This is a genomic window from Microbacterium sp. CCNWLW134, from assembly GCF_037083565.1.
Classification (GTDB): Bacteria; Actinomycetota; Actinomycetes; order Actinomycetales; family Microbacteriaceae; genus Microbacterium.
Genome location: NZ_JBAOJU010000001.1, coordinates 42,704 through 62,003, shown reverse-complemented (window position 1 = coordinate 62,003; position 19,300 = coordinate 42,704). Strand labels below are relative to the sequence as shown.

10 protein-coding genes are annotated in these 19,300 nt (G+C 70.8%); 3 read left to right on the top strand and 7 right to left on the bottom strand.

The features are described from left to right. Positions 1-54: 54 nt before the first annotated feature. On the bottom strand, positions 55-1,170 hold the full coding sequence (locus V6S02_RS00260; protein WP_336399402.1) for an ABC transporter: 1,116 nt from the start codon (positions 1,168-1,170) through the stop codon (positions 55-57). A 215-nt stretch (positions 1,171-1,385) separates the two neighbouring features. Here V6S02_RS00260 and V6S02_RS00255 point away from each other — a divergent pair, with 215 nt between their 5' ends. Next, positions 1,386-2,006 carry a hypothetical protein gene (locus V6S02_RS00255; protein ID WP_336399401.1) on the top strand — a complete coding sequence of 207 codons (621 nt, stop codon included), beginning with the start codon at positions 1,386-1,388 and terminating at the stop codon, positions 2,004-2,006. Positions 2,007-2,015: 9 nt separating this feature from the next. Here V6S02_RS00255 and V6S02_RS00250 read toward each other — a convergent pair whose 3' ends face one another. The 3 genes from V6S02_RS00250 to rpoB all read right to left on the bottom strand — a co-directional run bounded on the left by V6S02_RS00250 (position 2,016) and on the right by rpoB (position 10,323). Next, a complete protein-coding gene (locus V6S02_RS00250) occupies positions 2,016-2,765 on the bottom strand; it encodes a hypothetical protein (RefSeq protein ID WP_336399400.1) in 750 nt (249 codons plus the stop codon). 145 nt (positions 2,766-2,910) lie between these two features. Next, entirely contained in the window at positions 2,911-6,780 is a 3,870-nt protein-coding gene (gene rpoC, locus V6S02_RS00245; RefSeq protein WP_124291727.1) for a DNA-directed RNA polymerase subunit beta', read from the bottom strand. Positions 6,781-6,825: 45 nt separating this feature from the next. Next, complete coding sequence (gene rpoB / locus V6S02_RS00240) at positions 6,826-10,323, bottom strand: DNA-directed RNA polymerase subunit beta (RefSeq protein WP_124291728.1); 3,498 nt, start codon at positions 10,321-10,323, stop codon at positions 6,826-6,828. A 297-nt stretch (positions 10,324-10,620) separates the two neighbouring features. On the opposite strand from rpoB, the gene V6S02_RS00235 reads away from it, so the two are divergent. Further along, the gene (locus tag V6S02_RS00235) at positions 10,621-13,290 is read left to right on the top strand and encodes a DUF4062 domain-containing protein (RefSeq protein ID WP_336399399.1); all 2,670 of its coding nucleotides are present in this window, start codon (positions 10,621-10,623) and stop codon (positions 13,288-13,290) included. 51 nt (positions 13,291-13,341) lie between these two features. Here the strand turns inward: V6S02_RS00235 and V6S02_RS00230 are convergent, their stop codons facing one another. Then, a complete protein-coding gene (locus V6S02_RS00230; RefSeq protein WP_336399398.1) occupies positions 13,342-14,409 on the bottom strand; it encodes an Ig-like domain-containing protein in 1,068 nt (355 codons plus the stop codon). 208 nt (positions 14,410-14,617) lie between these two features. Here V6S02_RS00230 and V6S02_RS00225 point away from each other — a divergent pair, with 208 nt between their 5' ends. Beyond that, a complete protein-coding gene (locus V6S02_RS00225) occupies positions 14,618-17,242 on the top strand; it encodes a LuxR C-terminal-related transcriptional regulator (RefSeq protein ID WP_336399397.1) in 2,625 nt (874 codons plus the stop codon). A gap of 2 nt (positions 17,243-17,244) precedes the next feature. Here V6S02_RS00225 and V6S02_RS00220 read toward each other — a convergent pair whose 3' ends face one another. After that, positions 17,245-17,607, bottom strand: coding sequence for a group I truncated hemoglobin (locus V6S02_RS00220; protein ID WP_336399396.1), 363 nt, complete (start codon positions 17,605-17,607; stop codon positions 17,245-17,247). A gap of 104 nt (positions 17,608-17,711) precedes the next feature. Continuing rightward, the gene (locus V6S02_RS00215; RefSeq protein ID WP_336399395.1) at positions 17,712-19,295 is read right to left on the bottom strand and encodes an urea amidolyase family protein; all 1,584 of its coding nucleotides are present in this window, start codon (positions 19,293-19,295) and stop codon (positions 17,712-17,714) included. Positions 19,296-19,300: the final 5 nt, after the last annotated feature.

Genomic DNA, 19,300 nt, shown 5'->3' with positions numbered 1-19,300 from the left:
CGTCACTGCCGGCCGTCGCCTGCGTTCCAGCCTCGTCGCCTCAGCGCGCCCGGCTCACTGCCGGACGAGCTGGGGCCCCGCCTCGAGCGTGCGCTCGTACTCCCGCTGCGCCTCGTCGTTCAGCTCGGTGACCCGCCGTCCTCGCGATGCCACCCACGCGCCGAACCAGATCGTGAGCTCGCGTCCGAGGATGAACGCCACGATCGCCAGGGGTGCGAGCACCTGCTCCGCCGTGATCTCGGCACCCTCGCGCGCGGTGAGCGTCCAGAACGGCGCCTGGAAGAGCTGGCCCAGGATGTGACCCGCCCACGCGGCGAAGCCCACCAGCAGGCCGAAGATCACCCACGCGCCCCAGCGTCCGCGGTTGATGACGGCGCCGAGCAGCCAGAATGCGAGGAAGAAGACCAGGACGGGGATCCACAGCGACCAGCTCGCGAGGGCCGTCAGGGTCGTCGACACGAAGGTGTCGACCGTGACGTCTCCCGCGAGGGCGCCGAGACCCACCCAGGCGGCGAGGTAGAGCAGACCGAACACCAGTGCGGCCAGGAGGCCGATGGCGCCCGCCGCGGCGCGGTTGCCGCGGGGCCGGGGCGCCTCGGGCGCCTGCACGAAGATCGGCTGCGGCGCCGCGGTCTGCTGCGGCGGAAGGGGGGCGGAGACGACGGTGGGGGCGTCATATCCGCGGTCTGAGGCAGGTTCGCTCGGGGTCACCTGCGGGCGCGAGGATGCCGCGGCGGCACCGGCGGCGGCGCCTGCTGCGGCGGCGGGCGCGACGGAGCGGTCGGCGGAGGTGTCGGCCGAGGCCTCGTACGCCGCGAAGCGGTCGCGCTCGGCGTCGTCGCGGTAGTCGGCGGCGTCACGGTCGCCGGGAGCGTCCCACCGGGCGGTGGCGGGCTCGCTCGTCGGGGCGTAGGGCCGGTCATCCGCGGCGGGCGCGGCGGCCGCGCGGCCCTCACCGGCGTCGGTGTGCGCGGCGGAGTCGTGGTGCGAACCGTCGGTGGGGTGGCCGGGGTCGGCCTGGTCGGCCGCGCGGGCGGCGTCCTCGCGCACGGCGGCCTCGCGTGCGGCTTCGGCGTCGGCGAGACCCTCGTTCGCGCGCGTGACGACGTCGTCGTCCGCCGGACGGGGCTCCTCGACGGGGTCGCCGTACGACGACTTCGAATCACTCATCGTTCGCACTCCTCACGCGGGACTGGCGCCCCGCAGAGCGAAACTAGCGGCACCGATGCCCGGAACCGTGCAGGCGTGCCGCGCGGCGGCGGACCGATTCGCCGATCTAGCGCGAACCGGCCCCTCCGGCGCCATTCCCGGATGGGAATATGCGGCTGACGGGCTTCTCCCGCGCGTCGCCGAGAGCCGTCGCGACGGGTTCGTAGAGCGTGGCCATGACGCACCGTGCGGTCGTCGCGGCAGCGGCGGCATCCGTCCTTCTTCTCACCCTGGTTCTCGGCGGCTGCGCGCCCGAGGAGGGTGACGAGGGTGCGTCCACCCCCTCGGCCGGGGCCTCGGCGACACCGAGCTCCTCAAGCTCCGGTTCTCCCACTCCCTCCGCGACCCCCACGCCGTCTGTCGCCGTGGGGGCTGCGGCCGTGCCCGAGGATTGCGAGGCGCCGCTGTCGGAAGCTGTGCGCGCACAGCTGAGCGACGTGCCGCTGAACGATCCGGTGAACGGCGTGGCCGTCGGCCCTCAGACCGACGGGTCGCTGGTGTGCCTGTGGCGGGATCCCGGCGCCGACACCACCTTCCTGGAGACCTCCTACCTGCCGATGAACCGCGGGCCGGCACTCGACCTGCTGAACCAGCTGGCCGCGGACGAGGGGTTCACCTGCTACACCCCCGACGGGGGCACCCGCTGCGAGAAGACGTGGCAGAACGAGCAGTACCCCGTCACCGACGGACGGACGCTCTTCTGGCGAGACGACCTGCTCATCGACACGCGCTACTCGAATCTGGCCCCGAGCGGCTACACGGCGTCGATCGTCTCGTCGATCTGGCCTGCGGCGTAAGGCAGCCGATCAGCCCCAGAGTCGCGCCGCGATACGGCCGGCGTAATCCTCGGGGTGCCAGCCGCGCTCGACGCTCACGAGCCACCACCCGTCACGCAAGACGTGCGTCTCGATCGCGTCCGCGGTCGTCCGGGTGCAGGTGAGGCCGGGGGCGACGACGTTGCAGGCGAAACCCGCGCCGCGCAGGGCGGCCTCACCCGCGGCCGAGGCGTCGGGGGCGATGGTGGCGAGTGCCGTCTGCAGGGTCGCACCGTCGCGGGTGTGCCACCGGCACGAGACGCGGATGTCGGGGGCCAACGCCTCGACGAGGGGCGGCGCCGCGGTCTCGGGGACCGCCCCCGACTGGGCGAGCAGCGCCCCCGGGAACCAGGCGAGTTGCCGCCAGAGGTCGTCGGGGTAGATGTCCCGGCAGTCCAGGGGCGCCTCGCCGGCGAGGGCCGCCACCAGGGGGTCGTCGGGCGGCGCCGCTTCGGCGCGGGCGCTGGCAGCGCGCAGGGTGTCGCCGGCCCAGGTCACCACGGTCGGGACCATCGGGGCGGCCAGCCACACCAGTGCTGCGACGACCGCCGCGCAGAGAAGTCCGACCGGAGCGGAGAGCCACAGGCTCCGACCCGGGATGCGCGCCACCTTCTTCCACCTCCGGATCCACGGTACGGCGGCGCACCCGCGCCGCGCGTGACGGCTCGCCGGGACGCGCACCTCTCCCGCCAGCCCCCGCGCGTCGGCGCTGCGCACATCAGCGCCGCCGCGCCGCGGCATCCGTCCGTCCCCCGCCGAGACACCACATCTCCGCCGAGGCACCACGCCGCGGGAGCGATCTCGGCGCGGATACGGTTTCTCGGCGCAAAGCCGAAGGGCCCCGGCGGATGCCGGGGCCCTTCGGGACGTACTGCGGAGATTCGACTCAGTTGTAGGTGCCGAAGTCGTCCGTGGAGAAGCTGTCGAAGTCGACGTAGCTCAGGTCCGCGTCGCTGTAGGCGCCGTCCGAGGCGAAGATGCGGTTGGGGTACCGCTCGCTCTTGGCCTCCTCCGTCGCCTCGACCACGACGTTGCGGTACTTCGCAAGGCCGGTGCCGGCGGGGATGAGCTTTCCGATGATGACGTTCTCCTTCAGGCCCACCAGCGGGTCGCTCTTGCCCTCCATGGCGGCCTGCGTGAGAACACGCGTGGTCTCCTGGAACGACGCGGCCGACAGCCACGACTCGGTGGCGAGCGACGCCTTGGTGATACCCATGAGCTCGGGACGACCCGACGCCGGACGCTTGCCCGAACCGACCGCTTCGCGGTTGATGCCCTGGTAGCGCTTGAGGTCGACCAGCTCGCCCGGAAGCAGCGTCGTGTCGCCGTGGTCGACCACGGTGACCTTCCGCAGCATCTGGCGCACGATGACCTCGATGTGCTTGTCGTGGATCGGCACACCCTGCGAGCGGTACACGCCCTGGACACCGTTCACGAGGTACTTCTGCACCTCGCGGGCACCCATGACACGCATGACCTCCTTGGGGTCGAGCGTGCCGACCTGCAGGGGCTGGCCCACGGTGACGTGCTGGCCGTCCTCGACCAGCAGCGTCGCACGCTTGAGCACCGGGTAGACCACGGGCTCGTCGCCGGAGTCGGGCGTGAGGATGATCTTCTTGCTCTTGTCGGTCTCCTCGATCGTGATGCGGCCGTCGGCCTCCGCGATCGGGGACGCACCCTTAGGGGTACGGGCCTCGAAGAGCTCCTGCACGCGGGGAAGACCCTGCGTGATGTCATCCGCCGACGCCGAACCACCGGTGTGGAAGGTACGCATCGTCAGCTGGGTACCGGGCTCACCGATCGACTGGGCCGCGATGATGCCCACGGCCTCACCGATGTCGACCATCTTGCCGGTCGCCAGCGAGCGGCCGTAGCAGCGGGCGCAGACACCGACGGCGGAGTCGCAGGTGAGCACGGAGCGCACCTTGATGGTCTCCACACCCGCCTCGACCAGCGCGTTGATGACCACGTCGCCGACGTCCGAGCCGGCCGCGGCGAGCACCTCGCCGGAGGCGCTGACCACGTCGGCTGCGAGCGTCCGTGCGAACACGGAGTTCTCGACGTTGGCGTCCTTGACCAGGGTGCCGTCGAAGCCGGGAGCGGCGATCGGCAGCTCCAGCCCCTTCGACGTGCCGCAGTCCTCCTCGCGGATGATGACGTCCTGCGAGACGTCGACGAGACGACGCGTGAGGTAACCCGAGTCGGCCGTACGGAGGGCCGTGTCGGCCAGACCCTTACGGGCACCGTGCGTCGCGATGAAGTACTCCGCCACCGACAGACCCTCGCGGTACGAGGAGATGATCGGGCGCGGGATGATCTCACCCTTCGGGTTGTTCACCAGGCCTCGCATACCGGCGATGTTCCGGATCTGCAGCCAGTTACCACGCGCGCCCGACGAGACCATCCGGTTGATGGTGTTGTCCTCGGGGAAGTTGTCGCGCATCGCCTTCTGGACCTCGTCGGTCGCTTCGGTCCAGATCTTGATGAGCTCCTGACGACGCTCGGCGTCGGTGGTGAGACCCTTCTCGAACTGCGACTGGACCTTCGCGGCCTGCTTCTCGTAGCGACCCACGATCTCCGCCTTGTTCGGCGGGGTGAGGATGTCGCTGAGCGCAACGGTCACACCCGAACGCGTGGCCCAGTAGAAGCCGGCGTCCTTGATGCGGTCGAGCGTCGCGGCGACCTCCACCTTGGGGTACTCCTCGGCGAGCTTGTTGACGATCTGCGAGAGCTTGCCCTTGTCGGCCTGCTCGCGCACGAACGGGTAGCCCTTGGGCAGCGCGTCGTTGAAGATCGCCTGGCCGAGCGAGGTGTCGACGAGGCCGTGGCGCTCGTAGCCCTCGGGAGCTTCGCCCTCGAGGAAGGCGAGCCCGGGGATGCGGATGCGAACCTTCGCCTGCAGGTCGAGGGTGCCCTCGTCCTTGGCCAGGATCGCCTCGGAGACCGAGCCGAACACGCGACCCTCGCCCGCGGCGCCCTCCTTCACCGTGGTGAGGTGGTGGAGGCCGATGATCATGTCCTGCGAGGGCAGGGTCACCGGGCGGCCGTCCGACGGCTTCAGGATGTTGTTCGAGGCGAGCATCAGGATGCGGGCCTCGGCCTGGGCCTCGACCGACAGCGGCAGGTGCACGGCCATCTGGTCACCGTCGAAGTCGGCGTTGAACGCCGCACACACGAGCGGGTGGAGCTGGATGGCCTTGCCCTCGACGAGCTGCGGCTCGAACGCCTGGATGCCCAGACGGTGCAGGGTGGGCGCGCGGTTCAGCAGCACCGGACGCTCGCGGATGATCTCCTCGAGCACATCCCAGACCTCGGGACGGGTGCGCTCGACGGCGCGCTTGGCGGCCTTGATGTTCTGCGAGTGACCGAGGTCGATCAGGCGCTTGATCACGAAGGGCTTGAACAGCTCGAGAGCCATCTGCTTGGGCAGACCGCACTGGTGCAGCTTCAGCTGCGGACCCACGACGATGACCGAACGGCCCGAGTAGTCCACACGCTTTCCGAGCAGGTTCTGGCGGAACCGGCCCTGCTTTCCCTTGAGCATGTCGCTCAGGGACTTGAGGGCGCGGTTGCCGGTGCCCGTGACGGGGCGACCACGACGGCCGTTGTCGAACAGCGCGTCGACGGCCTCCTGCAGCATCCGCTTCTCGTTGTTGACGATGATCTCGGGGGCACCGAGGTCGATCAGGCGACGGAGGCGGTTGTTGCGGTTGATCACGCGACGGTAGAGGTCGTTCAGGTCGGAGGTCGCGAAGCGGCCACCGTCGAGCTGCACCATCGGGCGCAGCTCCGGCGGGATGACCGGGACGACGTCGAGCACCATCGAGGCGGGGCTCATGCCGGTCTGGAGGAAGGAGTTGACCACCTTCAGGCGCTTGATCGCGCGGATCTTGCGCTGGCCCTTGCCCTCGGCGATCTGCAGGTGCAGGCTCTCCGCCTCAGCGGCAAGGTCGAACGCCTCCAGGCGGCGCTTGATCGACTCGGCGCCCATGTGGGCCTCGAAGTACTGACCGAAGCGGTCCTGCAGCTCCTGGAAGATCTCGTCCTCGCCCTTGAGCGAGCCGACCTCGAGGGTGCGGAAGTCCTCCCACACGCGCTCGAGCTTGGCGATGGCGTCATCGGCCTGCTTACGGGCCTGCGCCATGTCCTTCTCGGCGGCGTCCTTGACCTTCTTCTTCTGGTCGGCCTTGGCGCCCTCCGCCTCCAGGGCGGCGAGCTCCTCCTCCAGCTTGGAAAGGCGCGCGGCGATCTTGGCGTCCCGGCGGTCGCCGAGCGTCTTGATCTCCAGGCGGATGTTGTTCTCCTGCGTGGCGAGGTCGCGGTGGCGCGCCTCCTCGTCGACGGAGATCACCATGTAGGCGGCGAAGTAGATGACCTTCTCGAGGTCCTTCGGCGCCATGTCGAGCAGGTACCCCAGGCGCGAGGGCACGCCCTTGAAGTACCAGATGTGGGTGACCGGGGCGGCCAGCTCGATGTGACCCATCCGCTCGCGGCGGACGGAGGACTTGGTGACCTCCACGCCGCAGCGCTCGCAGACGATGCCCTTGAAGCGGACGCGCTTGTACTTGCCGCAGGCGCACTCCCAGTCGCGGCTGGGCCCGAAGATCTGCTCTCCGAAGAGGCCGTCCTTCTCGGGCTTGAGCGTGCGGTAGTTGATGGTCTCGGGCTTCTTGACCTCGCCGAACGACCAGCGGCGGATGTCGTCGGCCGTGGCGAGGCCGATGCGAAGCTCGTCAAACGTTGTTGCGTCGAGCACTAGTTCTCCTGTTGTCAAAAGTGGGTTGCGGTCGGCGTCGACGGATCAGATCTCGTCGATCGACGACGACTCGAAGCGGCTCGAGATGTTGATGCCGAGCTCCTCAGCGGCGCGGTACGCCTCGTCGGTGCTGTCGCGGAGGCTGACCACGGTGCCGTCGGCCGAGAGGACCTCGACGTTCAGGCACAGCGACTGCATCTCCTTCATGAGCACCTTGAACGACTCGGGGATGCCGGGCTCCTGCAGGTTCTCGCCCTTGACGATCGACTCGTACGCCTTGACGCGGCCGGGGATGTCGTCGGACTTGATCGTGAGGAGCTCCTGGAGCGCGTACGCCGCGCCGTAGGCCTCGAGTGCCCACACCTCCATCTCACCGAACCGCTGACCGCCGAACTGCGCCTTACCACCCAGCGGCTGCTGCGTGATCATCGAGTAGGGGCCGGTGGAACGGGCGTGGATCTTGTCGTCCACGAGGTGGTGCAGCTTCAGGATGTACATGTACCCGACGGAGATCGGTGCCGGGAACGGCTCACCCGACCGGCCGTCGAACAGCTGAGTCTTGCCCGACGAGTCGATCAGGCGCACACCGTCTCGGGTGAGCGTCGTCGAGTCGAGCAGACCCGCGATCTCCTCCTCGGCGGCACCGTCGAACACGGGGGTCGCGACCTTGGTGCCGGGGGCGGCCTCGCGAGCCTCCTCGGGCAGGCGCACAGCCCACTCGGGGGTGCCCTCGACCTTCCAGCCCTGCTTGGCGATCCACCCGAGGTGGGTCTCCAGCACCTGGCCGAAGTTCATGCGACCGGGGATTCCGAGGGGGTTCAGGACGACGTCGACCGGCGTTCCGTCGGCGAGGAACGGCATGTCCTCGACCGGCAGGATCTTGGCGATGACGCCCTTGTTGCCGTGGCGGCCGGCGAGCTTGTCGCCCTCGGTGATCTTGCGCTTCTGGGCGATGTAGACCACGACGCGGCGGTTGACGCCCGAGCCCAGCTCGTCGTCGCCGTCCTCGGCGTTGAACTCCTTGACGGCGATGATCGTGCCCTGCTCGCCGTGAGGAACCTTCAGCGAGGTGTCGCGCACCTCGCGGCTCTTCTCGTTGAAGATGGCACGCAGCAGCCGCTCCTCGGCGCTCAGCTCGGTCTCACCCTTGGGCGTGACCTTGCCGACGAGGATGTCGCCGGGGCGGACCTCGGCACCGATGCGGATGATGCCGCGCTCGTCGAGGTCCTTCAGCAGGTCGGGGCTGACGTTGGGGAGATCACGGGTGATCTCCTCCTTGCCGAGCTTGGTGTCGCGGGCGTCGACCTCGTACTCCTCGATGTGGATCGAGGAGAGGGTGTCGTCCTTCACCAGCTCCTGGCTGAGGATGATGGCGTCTTCGAAGTTGTGACCCTCCCAGGTCATGAACGCCACGAGCAGGTTCTTGCCGAGCGCGAGCTCGCCGTTCTCGGTCGCCGGGCCGTCGGCGATGACCTCGCCGGCCTCGATGCGGTCGCCCGCCGAGACGATCACGCGCTGGTTGTAGCTCGTGCCCTGGTTGGACCGGTCGAACTTGCGCAGGAAGTAGTCCTGCGTGCCGCCCTCGTCGAGCTGGACGGTGACGACGTCGGCCGACACCTCCATGACCACACCGCTCTTCTCGGCGGTGACGACGTCACCGGCGTCGACGGCGGCGTAGCCCTCCATACCGGTTCCGACCACGGGCGACTCGCTGCGCAGCAGCGGCACAGCCTGACGCTGCATGTTCGCACCCATGAGCGCGCGGTTGGCGTCGTCGTGCTCGAGGAAGGGGATGAGGGATGTCGCGACCGACACCATCTGGCGCGGCGAGACGTCCATGTAGCCGATCTCGTCGGCGGGGATGAGGTCGACCTCGCCGCCGATCTTCCGCGCGAGGACCCGGTCCTCCTGGAAGTGGCCGTCCGCCTTCAGGGGGGCGTTGGCCTGGGCGATGATGTAGTCGCTCTCCTCGCTGGCCGTGAGGTAGTCGATCTGGTCGGTGACCTTGCCGTCGACGACCTTGCGGTACGGGGTCTCGATGAAACCGAACGAGTTGATGCGGGCGAACGAGGCCAGCGACCCGATCAGACCGATGTTCGGGCCTTCCGGGGTCTCGATCGGGCACATGCGGCCGTAGTGCGAGGGGTGGACGTCACGGACCTCGACGCCGGCGCGCTCGCGCGACAGACCGCCGGGGCCCAGCGCCGAGAGGCGGCGCTTGTGGGTCAGACCCGCGAGCGGGTTGTTCTGGTCCATGAACTGCGACAGCTGAGAGGTGCCGAAGAACTCCTTGATCGCGGCCACCACGGGGCGGACATTGATCAGGGTCTGCGGGGTGATCGCCTCGATGTCCTGCGTGGTCATGCGCTCGCGGACGACGCGCTCCATGCGGGAGAGTCCCGTGCGGACCTGGTTCTGGATGAGCTCGCCCACCGCGCGGATGCGACGGTTGCCGAAGTTGTCGATGTCGTCGACGTCGAGACGGATCTCGACGTTCTTGCCACCGCGCACACCCTCGAAGGTCTCATCGCCGCGGTGCACGCGCACGAGGTACTTGATGGTGGCGACGATGTCGTCGACGGTCAGCACCGAGTCCGACAGCGGAGCATCCAGCCCCAGCTTCTGGTTGATCTTGTAGCGACCGACCTTCGCCAGGTCGTACCGCTTGGGGTTGAAGTAGAAGTTGTCCAGCAGCGCGCGGGCGGCCTCGGCGGCGACCTGCTCGCCCGGACGGAGCTTGCGGTAGATGTCGCGGAGCGCGTCCTCCTTGGACAGGATCGTGTCCTTGGAGAGGGTCTCCTCGATGGAGTCGAAGCCGCCGAACTCGTTCAGGATGTCTTCGCTCGACAGGCCGAGGGCCTTGAGGAACACCGTGACCGACTGCTTGCGCTTGCGGTCGATGCGGACGCCCACCTGGTCGCGCTTGTCGATCTCGAACTCCAGCCACGCACCGCGGCTGGGGATGATGCGCGCCGACACGATGTCCTTGTCGGAGGTCTTGTCGGGGGTCTTGTCGAAGTAGACGCCGGGCGAGCGCACGAGCTGCGAGACCACGACACGCTCGGTGCCGTTGATGATGAACGTGCCCTTGTCGGTCTGGAGCGGGAAGTCGCCCATGAAGACCGTCTGGGTCTTGATCTCACCGGTCTGGTGGTTCATGAACTCGGCCTCGACGTAGAGAGGGGCCGCGTAGGTCTTGCCGCGCTCCTTGCACTCTTCGATCGAGTACTTCTCGGGCTCGAGGTAGGGGTTGGTGAACGAGAGCTGCATGGTCTCGCTCAGGTCCTCGATCGGCGAGATCTCCTCGAAGATCTCCTCCAGTCCGCTCATCTCGGGCACATCGGTGCGACCGGCGGCCTTGGCCTCGGCCACCCGGGCTCGCCACTGCTCGTTGCCGACGAGCCAGTCGAAGGACTCGGTCTGCAGCGCGAGAAGGTCGGGAACCGTCAGCGTGTCGGAGATCTTCGCGAACGAGAGCCGCGATGCGCCGCGGCCGTTCTTCGGGGTGGTGGTGGGATTGGATGCGTTGGGCGCAGCAGCCAAGGGATAACCTCCGTGAGCCCGGATCGGGCTTCGTTTCCTTGTCGTCAGGTGGAGTGCTCAGTCCTCCCCGAAGCCTGCACGTCGCTCACCGCGGTGAAGCGGGGGCGTGCAGTCACAGCCGACCACCATATGAGGGCAGGGGGAAACCAAGAGCGCAACTACCAAGCATAGTCCGGATGACGCGCCGTGTCCAGCGCGATCCTTGACGAGTTGATGTTCCTCGGGTATAACCCCGCGAAAACCCCCGGCATTCCCCGACATCTGGCGGAGAACCCCTGGTGGGACGATGATGTCTGCATGACGGGGGGCGACGCCGCCACCGCCGGGCTCGTCGAGTCCGCGACCGTGACGGGGCACGAGCGGGTGATCCGCACGCCCGACCAGCGCCTGCGGATCTTCGTCAGCTCCACCCTCCGCGAACTCGCCGACGAGCGCGTCGCGGTGCGCAGCGCCATCGAGGCCCTGCGTCTGGCGCCGGTGATGTTCGAACTCGGCGCCCGGCCGCATCCGCCCCGCGCGCTCTACCGCTCGTACCTCGCGCAGAGCGACGTGTTCGTGGGGATCTACGGTGACAGCTACGGGTGGGTGGCGCCGGAGGAGGAGGTCTCGGGTCTGGAGGACGAGTACAACCTCGCTCCCCGCGAGATGCCGAAACTCATCTACATCCGCGCCTCCGAGCACCGCGACCCGCGCCTGGTCGCCCTCATCGACCGCATCCGCGAAGACGACACCGCGGCCTACCTCTCCTTCACGTCGATCGACGAGCTCCGCGACCACGTCCGCGACGACCTGGCCACCCTCCTCGCCGAGCGCTTCGATGCCTCTCGTCCCCTCGCCGATCGAGAGATCTCCGATGTCGTCCCCGCCGCGGCGCCGAAGGTGCCCGTCCCCTACACCTCGACGATCGGACGGGAGGAGGATGTCGCGGCGGTCCGCGACCTCCTCACCGGGTCCGCCCACGTGGTCAGCCTCATCGGCCCCGGCGGAGTCGGCAAGAGCCGGCTGGCGATCGAGGTCGCCCGCGCGAGCGAGGACCTCTTCCCCGACGGGGTGTACTTCGTCCTCCTGGAGGGCGTGCTCGAACCGGGACTCGTCGTGCCCACGATCGCCTACTCCCTCGGCGTGCGCGACAACGGCGAGGCCCCGCTGGAAGAACGCATCGCCCGAGCACTGTCCGGCCGTCGCGTGCTCGTCGCCCTCGACAACTTCGAGCAGGTGATCGAGGCCGCTCCGCTGCTGGTGCGCCTCTCGCACGCCTCGCCTATGGCGACCTTCCTCGTCACCAGTCGCATCGTGCTCCACATCCGCGGAGAGCAGGTCTACGACGTCTCGGGGCTGCCCGTGCCCGACTCGTGGACGCGCGCCACGAGGGAGCGGGTGCGCGACACCCCCGCGTGCCGCCTGTTCGCCGACCGCGCGAGCGCGGTGAGTCCCGACTTCACCCTCTCCGACGCCAATGCGCAGGATGTCGCCGACATCTGCCGTCGCCTGGAAGGCCTGCCGCTGGGCATCGAGCTGGCGGCGGCGAAGGTGCGGGTCCTCGGCACCCGCGGGATCGCCGAGCGTCTGGAGCAGAGCCTGCCGCTCCTGACCGCGGCGGTGCGCGACCTCCCCGACCGGCACCGCACGATGCGGGCCACCATCGAGTGGAGCGTGAGCCTCCTGCCGGCCTCGCAGCGCGCCATGCTCGAGGATCTCGGCGTCTTCGCCACCCGGTTCACGTTCGACGCGGTGGAGGCGATCGGACGGAGCCGATCCTGGGGCGCAGGGGCGATGGAGGATCTCGCGGCGCTCGTCGACTCCTCGCTGGTCAAACCCGTCGACGTCGACGGGCGTCCGGTGTTCTCGCTGCTGGCCCTGGTGCGCGAGTACGCGGTGGGGCGACTGAAGGAGCGGGGCGACGCCGCCGCGGTGCGGACCGCACATGCCGACCACTACCGCGAGCTCGTCGCGCGCATCGCCCCCCGGCTGGGCGGACCGGGGCAGGCGGACGCGGTCGCGGAACTGGGCCTGGATCTGCCGAACCTCCGCGCGGCGGTGCGTCACCTCATCCACACCGACCGGCTCGACGACGCCGGAGACTTCGCATGGTCGCTCCTCATCTACTGGTGGGTGGCCGGCTTCTTCGCCGAGGTGCGGGTGTGGATGCTGGAGCTTCTCGGCAAGGACCAGCCGATCACCCAGCACACGCGCGCGGTGGCGTGGTTCTTCGCCCTGTGGGGCGAGATGTGGCAGCGTCCGAGCGAAGAGGCGGTGGCCGGTCTCGGGGAGTGCATCCGGCTGTTCGAGGAGAGTGGCGACGAGGATGCCGCGGCGATGGCGCTCGCCGCGCGGGCGACGGCGCGGCTCCAGCTCGAGCTGCCCGACCTCGACACCGCCGACCGTGAGCTCACGACCGCGGTCGAGCGGCTCCACGACCTCGGCAACACCTGGGCCGAAGCCATCACCGAGGTCGCCCGCGGACGACTTGCGTGGCTCCGCGGGCTCACCGACGACGCGCTCGGACACTTCGACCGCGCCACCGCGGCGGCCGCCGCCGGCGGCGACCTCTTCACAACGTCGGTCGCCGGCAATCACCTCGCGCGACTGCAGCTCGTCCGCGGCGAGATCGACACCGCCGAAGCGCAGTGCGTGCGGACACTCCTGGTGTCGCTGCGCCTGCACTTCGAAGAGGGGATCGCCTACGGACTCGAGGGGCTGTGCGCCGTCGCCGCGGCCCGTGGGGACGGTGAGCGGGCGGGCGCGCTGTCGGCGGTGGCCGCCGTCATCCGCCACCGCATCGGCGTGTTCGATGCCGAGGCCTTCACCGTCCACACCCCTCAGCTGGACGCCATGCGCGCCGCCGAGCCCGATGCGGTCGCCGCCGGGGAACGTCGCGGCGCAGAACTCACTCTTGCCGAGGCGCTGGCGCTGGCCCTTCCGGCCGACGCACGGGCCGAGGCATCGTCGCTGGTCGCCCGCTGGTGACGACGAACGAGGGGGCAGCCCCCGGCTGCCCCCTCGTGCGCTCCGGCGTCGCTACCGTCGCGCGCCCCTCGCCCGCGCACGTGCGAACCACAGCAGGGTCGTCCCCACGACCACTGCCGCCAGCGCCGGAAGCGCGTCGATCGCACGTTCCCCGGTCGCGGCGAGGACGGGTGTGGATGTCTCGGCCCGCCCCGCGGAGGCGGTCACCGCGACCGGCGCCACCGCTGGCGGTGTCCTCCCGGCGGACTCCTCGGGCGATCCGGTCGGCGTGAAGCCGCCCTCGTTCGCGGGGGTGGCGCCTCCCTCCGCGGGCGTCGTCGGTGCCGGCGCAGGTTCGGGTGTCGGTACGGGCTCGGGCGTCTGTCCGGGCTCGGGCTCATCGGCGGTGACGATGATGGTCAGCACGCTCGTGACGGCCCCCGTGCCGTCGGCGATGTGCAGGAGGAACTGCCGCGTTCCGACGAAGTCCGGCGCCGGCCAGTAGCGCAGCTGCGCGACATCGACCGCCCAGTCCTCCCCCGGGATCGCACCGCCGAGGGGAGTGGCCCCCTGCACCGTCAGCACATCACCGTCGACATCGACGTCATTGACCAGCACGGCGGCGGCGGGAAGGACGAGCAGGGTGTTCCGCGCGGTGGTCGCGGTGTCATCGCCCGCGACCGGCAGGGTGTTCGTCGGCTCGGCCGGCGGCGGTCCCACGCTGATCAGCACGGTCGCCGGCGCCGCGCTGCGGATCGTCGCGTCGGCGCGGTCGAAGGCGTAGTAGGTGAACGACGCCGCCCCCGAGAAGCCGGGCTCGGGCACGAAGGTGAAGGTGCACAGCTGCCCGTTGGTGTTGGTGAAGAATCCCCCCGAGATGTTCTGGATGTCACCCGCCCCGATCGGGTTCTGCTCGGCATCGAGGTCGTTGCCGCACAGCGTGAGGTCGATCGCCGTCTCGAACGGCGTCGTGAACACGTCGTCCACGGCGACAGGCGGGGTGTTGACCGCCGCCGTGCCGTTCTCCTCCGGCGCGGCCGACGCGGCGGCCGGGGCAGCGGCGAGCGCGAGCCCCGCAGCGACGAGAGCTCCCGTCAGGCGGGCGACTCGGCGGACGGGGGGACGGACTGGTGTCCTCATGCGGGATCCTCTTCGCGATGTCGGGGAGCCGGAGCGACCCGGCCGACACCGAGGTTCTCGCGATCGACGGCGGACGCGGATGAGGGGCGCCTGCTCATCCCGGTCCGGCGTCATTACTCAGCGCGACGCCGACTACTCACGCAACGAGCCTGCGGAGCTCTACAATCGCGCTCAGCGTTCATCTCTCGCCGGATGATCAGGAGGCACGATGACGGATGTGCCGTGGGAACGGGTGCTCGCGCCGTGGCCCCTCACCGGGCGCGCCGCGATCACCGACCGGGCGGCCACCGCGCTGCGCGGCGACGTGCGCACCCTCGTCCTCTCTGGGGAGTCGGGAGTAGGGAAGAGTCGTGCGGTCGCGACCGTCGGAAGCCGTCTCGCCGCAGAGGGGTGGCTCGTTCTGCACGCCTCGGCCACGGCGATCATGTCTTCGGTGCCGCTCGGCGCGCTCCTTCCGCTCTTCTCCACCGACCGGACGCAGCTGATGGAGGCCGCCTCCGACCCCGGCACGCTCTTCCATCGGTCGGTGAGCGCCCTCGAGGCCCTCGGCTCGGCCCCCGCACTCCTGGTCCTCGACGACATCGGACTCCTGGACCCGTTGTCGACCACCCTCGTGGCCCAGCTCGTGACGACCGATCTGCTCCGCGTGGCGACCACCATCCGGACCGGGGATGCCCTGCCCGACCCCTTCCTCTCGGGCTGGTCGGCGGACCGATCGCTGCGCATCGAGCTGGATCCGCTGGATGTCGACGCCGTGCAAGAGGCTCTTGTCGCGGTCCTCGACGGAGCAGTGGCCCACCGCACCGCGAGCGAGTTCCACCGCGCCACGGGCGGGAACCCGCTGTACCTGCGCGAGCTCACCGTCGGCGCTCTGGACGCCGGACGGCTCTTGCGCGAGGCGGGCGTCTGGCATCTCACCGGTGAGCCCGTGGGAACGCCGGCGCTGCGGGATCTGATCCTGGCGCGGATGGCGCAACTGGATCCCGCGGAGCGCGACGTCGTCGAACGCCTGGCGGTCTGCGGGGAACTGCCGGTCGGCCAGCTCCGGCAGCCCGGCGCGCGGGCAGCGCTCGCGAGGCTGGAGTCCGCCGGGATCGTCGCGGTCGGCGAACAGCTGACGGGACGACTCGCCCACCCGCAGTACACCGGCATCATCGCCGCGTCGCTGTCGACGCTGCGCACGGCCGACCTGTTGCTCGAGCAGGCCGACATCCTCGACGAGTCCGCACCGACCGACGCGGCCGCGGCCCTGCGATCGGTCACCTGGCGTCTCGCCGCCGGTGGTGAGGCCGACCCCGACATCCTGACCGGTGCGGCGCTCCTGGCCCGTGAGGCCGGGGATCATCGCACCGTCGAACGGCTGGCGACCGCGGCGCTCGTCGGCGCCGGACCCCGGGCCGACCTCCACCTGCTGCGCGGGGAGGCGATGCTGCGACGCGGGAGAGCGACGGAGGCGCTGGAGGAGCTCCGGGCAGGTCAGGCCCTCTCACCCGGGGGCGAGCTGGCGACATCCCTCACCGCCGCCGTCGCTCTGGCGCACATCAGCGTGCACGAGGGTTTGGGTGACGCCCTGGAGGTCCTGCGCGACGCCGACGGCGCCGGCGCCGCGCCCGCGCTGGCGCTCCTGCGCGCCCTGGTCGAGCTGTACACCAACGACCCCGCCTCGGCGGCGACCACGGTCGAGCAGGTCGCGTCGATGTTCGGCGACTCCCCCGCCGAGAGTGCGGTCGTGGCCGCCGCGCGGGCCCTGCCTCTGGCGGCCCTCGGCCGCATCGACGAGGCGGTCCTCGCGGCTGAGACCGCACTGGCCTTCGCCCGGGCGACCGACGGCAAGGCTGTTCCCGGCCACACCGTCGCCAATCAGCTCCTGACGCTCGCCACGGTTCAGCTGCACGGCGGCCTCATCGACCGGGCGCGAGAGACGGCGACAGAGGCGCTCGTCGAGGCCATCGGCGCCGACGACGAGATCGTCACACGATCGATCGAGTTCCTGCTCGCCCGCATCGCCGTCGAAGCGGGCCACCTCGAGACGGCCGAGCGCTGGTACCGCGACACGATGAGCGGAGCGATGACGGTCGGTCCGATCAGCCTGTACATCCCCGGTCTCGCAGGACTGGCGATCTCCCGGGCGCTGCAGGGCGATGCCGCGGGGGCAGCCCGCGAGCTGGGCACCATTCCCGACGGGGTCGACACCGGACCGGGTGGGATCGTCGCACGCGCGTGGATCGCCGCGACGACCGGACGGCTCGATGAGGCTCGGCCGCTGCTCCTGGAGGCCAGCCGCGAAGCGGCCTCGACCGGTCACCACTATCTCGCCGGCATCTACCTCCACCACCTTGCGAGACTCGGCGCGCCCGACGACGCCGCCGGCCCTCTGGAGGCACTCGCCGTGTCATCCGGGAGCCCCCTGGCCGCACTGCAGGCGCGGCATGCGCGCGCGGAGGCGGCGGCGGACGGCGACGCGCTCGCTGGGGTCGGCGGGGAGTGGTCGGCGCGCGGCGCGCATCTCTTCGCCGCCGAGGCGTTCGCGTCGGCCGCGCGCGCCGCGCGCACGCGCGGGGCGGCGCGGCTGGCCGTGTCTCTGCAGGCCCGCAGCGACGAGGCGGCCGCGCGATGCGAAGCACCGGCGACCCCGCTGGTGAGGTTCACGCAGGAGCTCACCCCACTGACACGCCGCGAGCGCGAGATCGCCGCGCTCGCGTCATCCGGAGCAAGCTCGAAGGAGATCGCCGCGAAGCTCTTCCTCTCCACCCGCACCGTCGACAACCACCTGCAGTCGGTCTACGGCAAGCTCGGGATCAGCGGCCGGCACGAGCTCGTCCGGCGCTCCTGACCTCAGACGACGACCGCCGAGACGACCTGATCGCGACACCCTTCGAGGTGGGCGCGGACGACGCCGACCAGATCATCGGCGGCCCCGAGGTCGTGAAGCGTCGTGGCGAGGTGCTCGACCACCGCATCGTAGGCGTCATCGGTGATGTCCAGGCCCGCGTGCGCATGCTCCAGACCCCGGCCGGAGAACAGCTCCGGCCCGCCGAGCGCAGCGGCGAGGAACGCGCGCTGGTGGCCCTTGAGGCGACCGAGGTCGACGTTCTCGAACCACCGGGCGAGGTCGGGATCTGCCTTCACACGGTCGTAGAAGACCGTGACGGCGGCTTTGACGGCCGCCGAGCCCCCCAGCTCGTCGTACACGCTCATCTCGCCCTCCCTCACCCGGTGGTCGGATTCCCCCAGTAAGCCGAGATTACGACCGACGCTGCGCGAGCACCTAGGCAATCACTACTCACTTCCGCTGCGTCCTCCTACTCGGTCGGTCGCGAGTGGCGGAAGCGGATGCGGCTGCCCGGCCGGGCCTGGGCGAGAGCGTCGCGGGCGGCATCCGCCACGACCGCGATCACAGGGTAGCCGCCGGTGACCGGGGCATCGGGTCCGAGGATCGTCGGTCGGCCGGAGGGCGGCACCTGCAGGGCGCCGGGCACCATCCCCTCGCTCGGGAGTTCGCCGCTGCGCACGCGGGCGAGAGACGGACCGTCGAGGCGGATGCCGACGCGGTCGGCGGCGCCCGAGACGGTCCACGTCGCCTCGAAAAGGGTCGCGCGGGCACCGTCGGTGAACCAGTCCGCGCGCGGCCCCGGCGCGAGGTCGATCTCGAGGTCGTCGCCGTCGGGCGCGCCCCATGGCGCGTCGGGGGCGGGCGGGACGGGGGCGTTCGGGTCGGCGCCGACGCTCAGCACGCAGCCCGCGGCGAGGGGGGCGGGCCCGAGACCCGAGAGGATGTCGGTGGCCCGCGACCCGCGGACCACCGGCCCGTCGACGCCGCCGCGGAGGGCGAGGAGTGCCCGCGCGCCCCGCTCGATCCACCCGACCTCGAGCTCGGCGCCGGCGGGCCAGCGGTGCGCCACGTACGGGTCGATGTCGCGCCCCGCGAGCCGGAGCGGACCGCCGCCGCCGGTGACGGCGAACACCAGGTCGGCGAGGGCGACGGCGCGGAACCCGCCGAGGGTGATCTCGATCGCCGCCGCATCGCCGGGGTTGCCGACGAGACGGTTCGCGGCGCCGAGCGCGCGGCGGTCCATCGCCCCCGAGCGGGAGATGCCGAGGGCCGCCGAGCCGGGACGGCCGAGGTCCTGGACCGTGGCGAGCAGCCCCGGCTCCTCGACGCGGAACCCCCGCCCTGCCCCCGCCCCCGCTCCCGCTCCCGCCGCGAGGGTGCGCTCCTCCCCCGCGAGGGTGTGGTCCTCACCGGCGAGGGTGCGCACGTTCCCGGCGAGGGTGCGCTCGCCCCCCGCGACCGGGCGGAACCGCACCCGCATGCCCGGGACGAGGAGCGCCGGATTCTCGCGCGCAGGGTCGAACAGCGGCGCGTCCGTCGTGCCGAGGAGTCGCCACCCTCCGGGGGTCTCGCGCGGGTAGGCCCCCGAGAACACCCCCGCGACCCCCACCGCCCCGGCCGGGACCCGGGTCCGCGGGGTGTCGAGCCGCGGCACGTCGAAGGGCCACTCATCGCTGACGAGGTACCCGAATCCGGGCGCGAAGCCGGTGAACGCGACGGTCCAGGTCGCGGCCGCGTGGCGCTCCGCGAGCTCCGATGCCGACACTCCGAGGAGCGCCGCGGTCGCGTCGAGGTCGGGGCCGTCGTAGCGGATGTCGACCACGACCTCCGGAGCCGCCGGCGCGTCCGCCGTCGGGGCCGCGGCCGTGGCATCCGTCACCCACGCCCGCGCGCGCGACAGGCTCAGCACCGCGGGGTCGACGGTGATGAGCACGGTGCGCGCCGCGGGGACGATGTCGACGACCCCCGGCGGCACCGCGGCGACGAGGTGGGCGTGAAGCGACAGCACCTCGTCGAGTCCCGCGACCTCGACGAGGATCGCGCGGTCACCCATCGGCA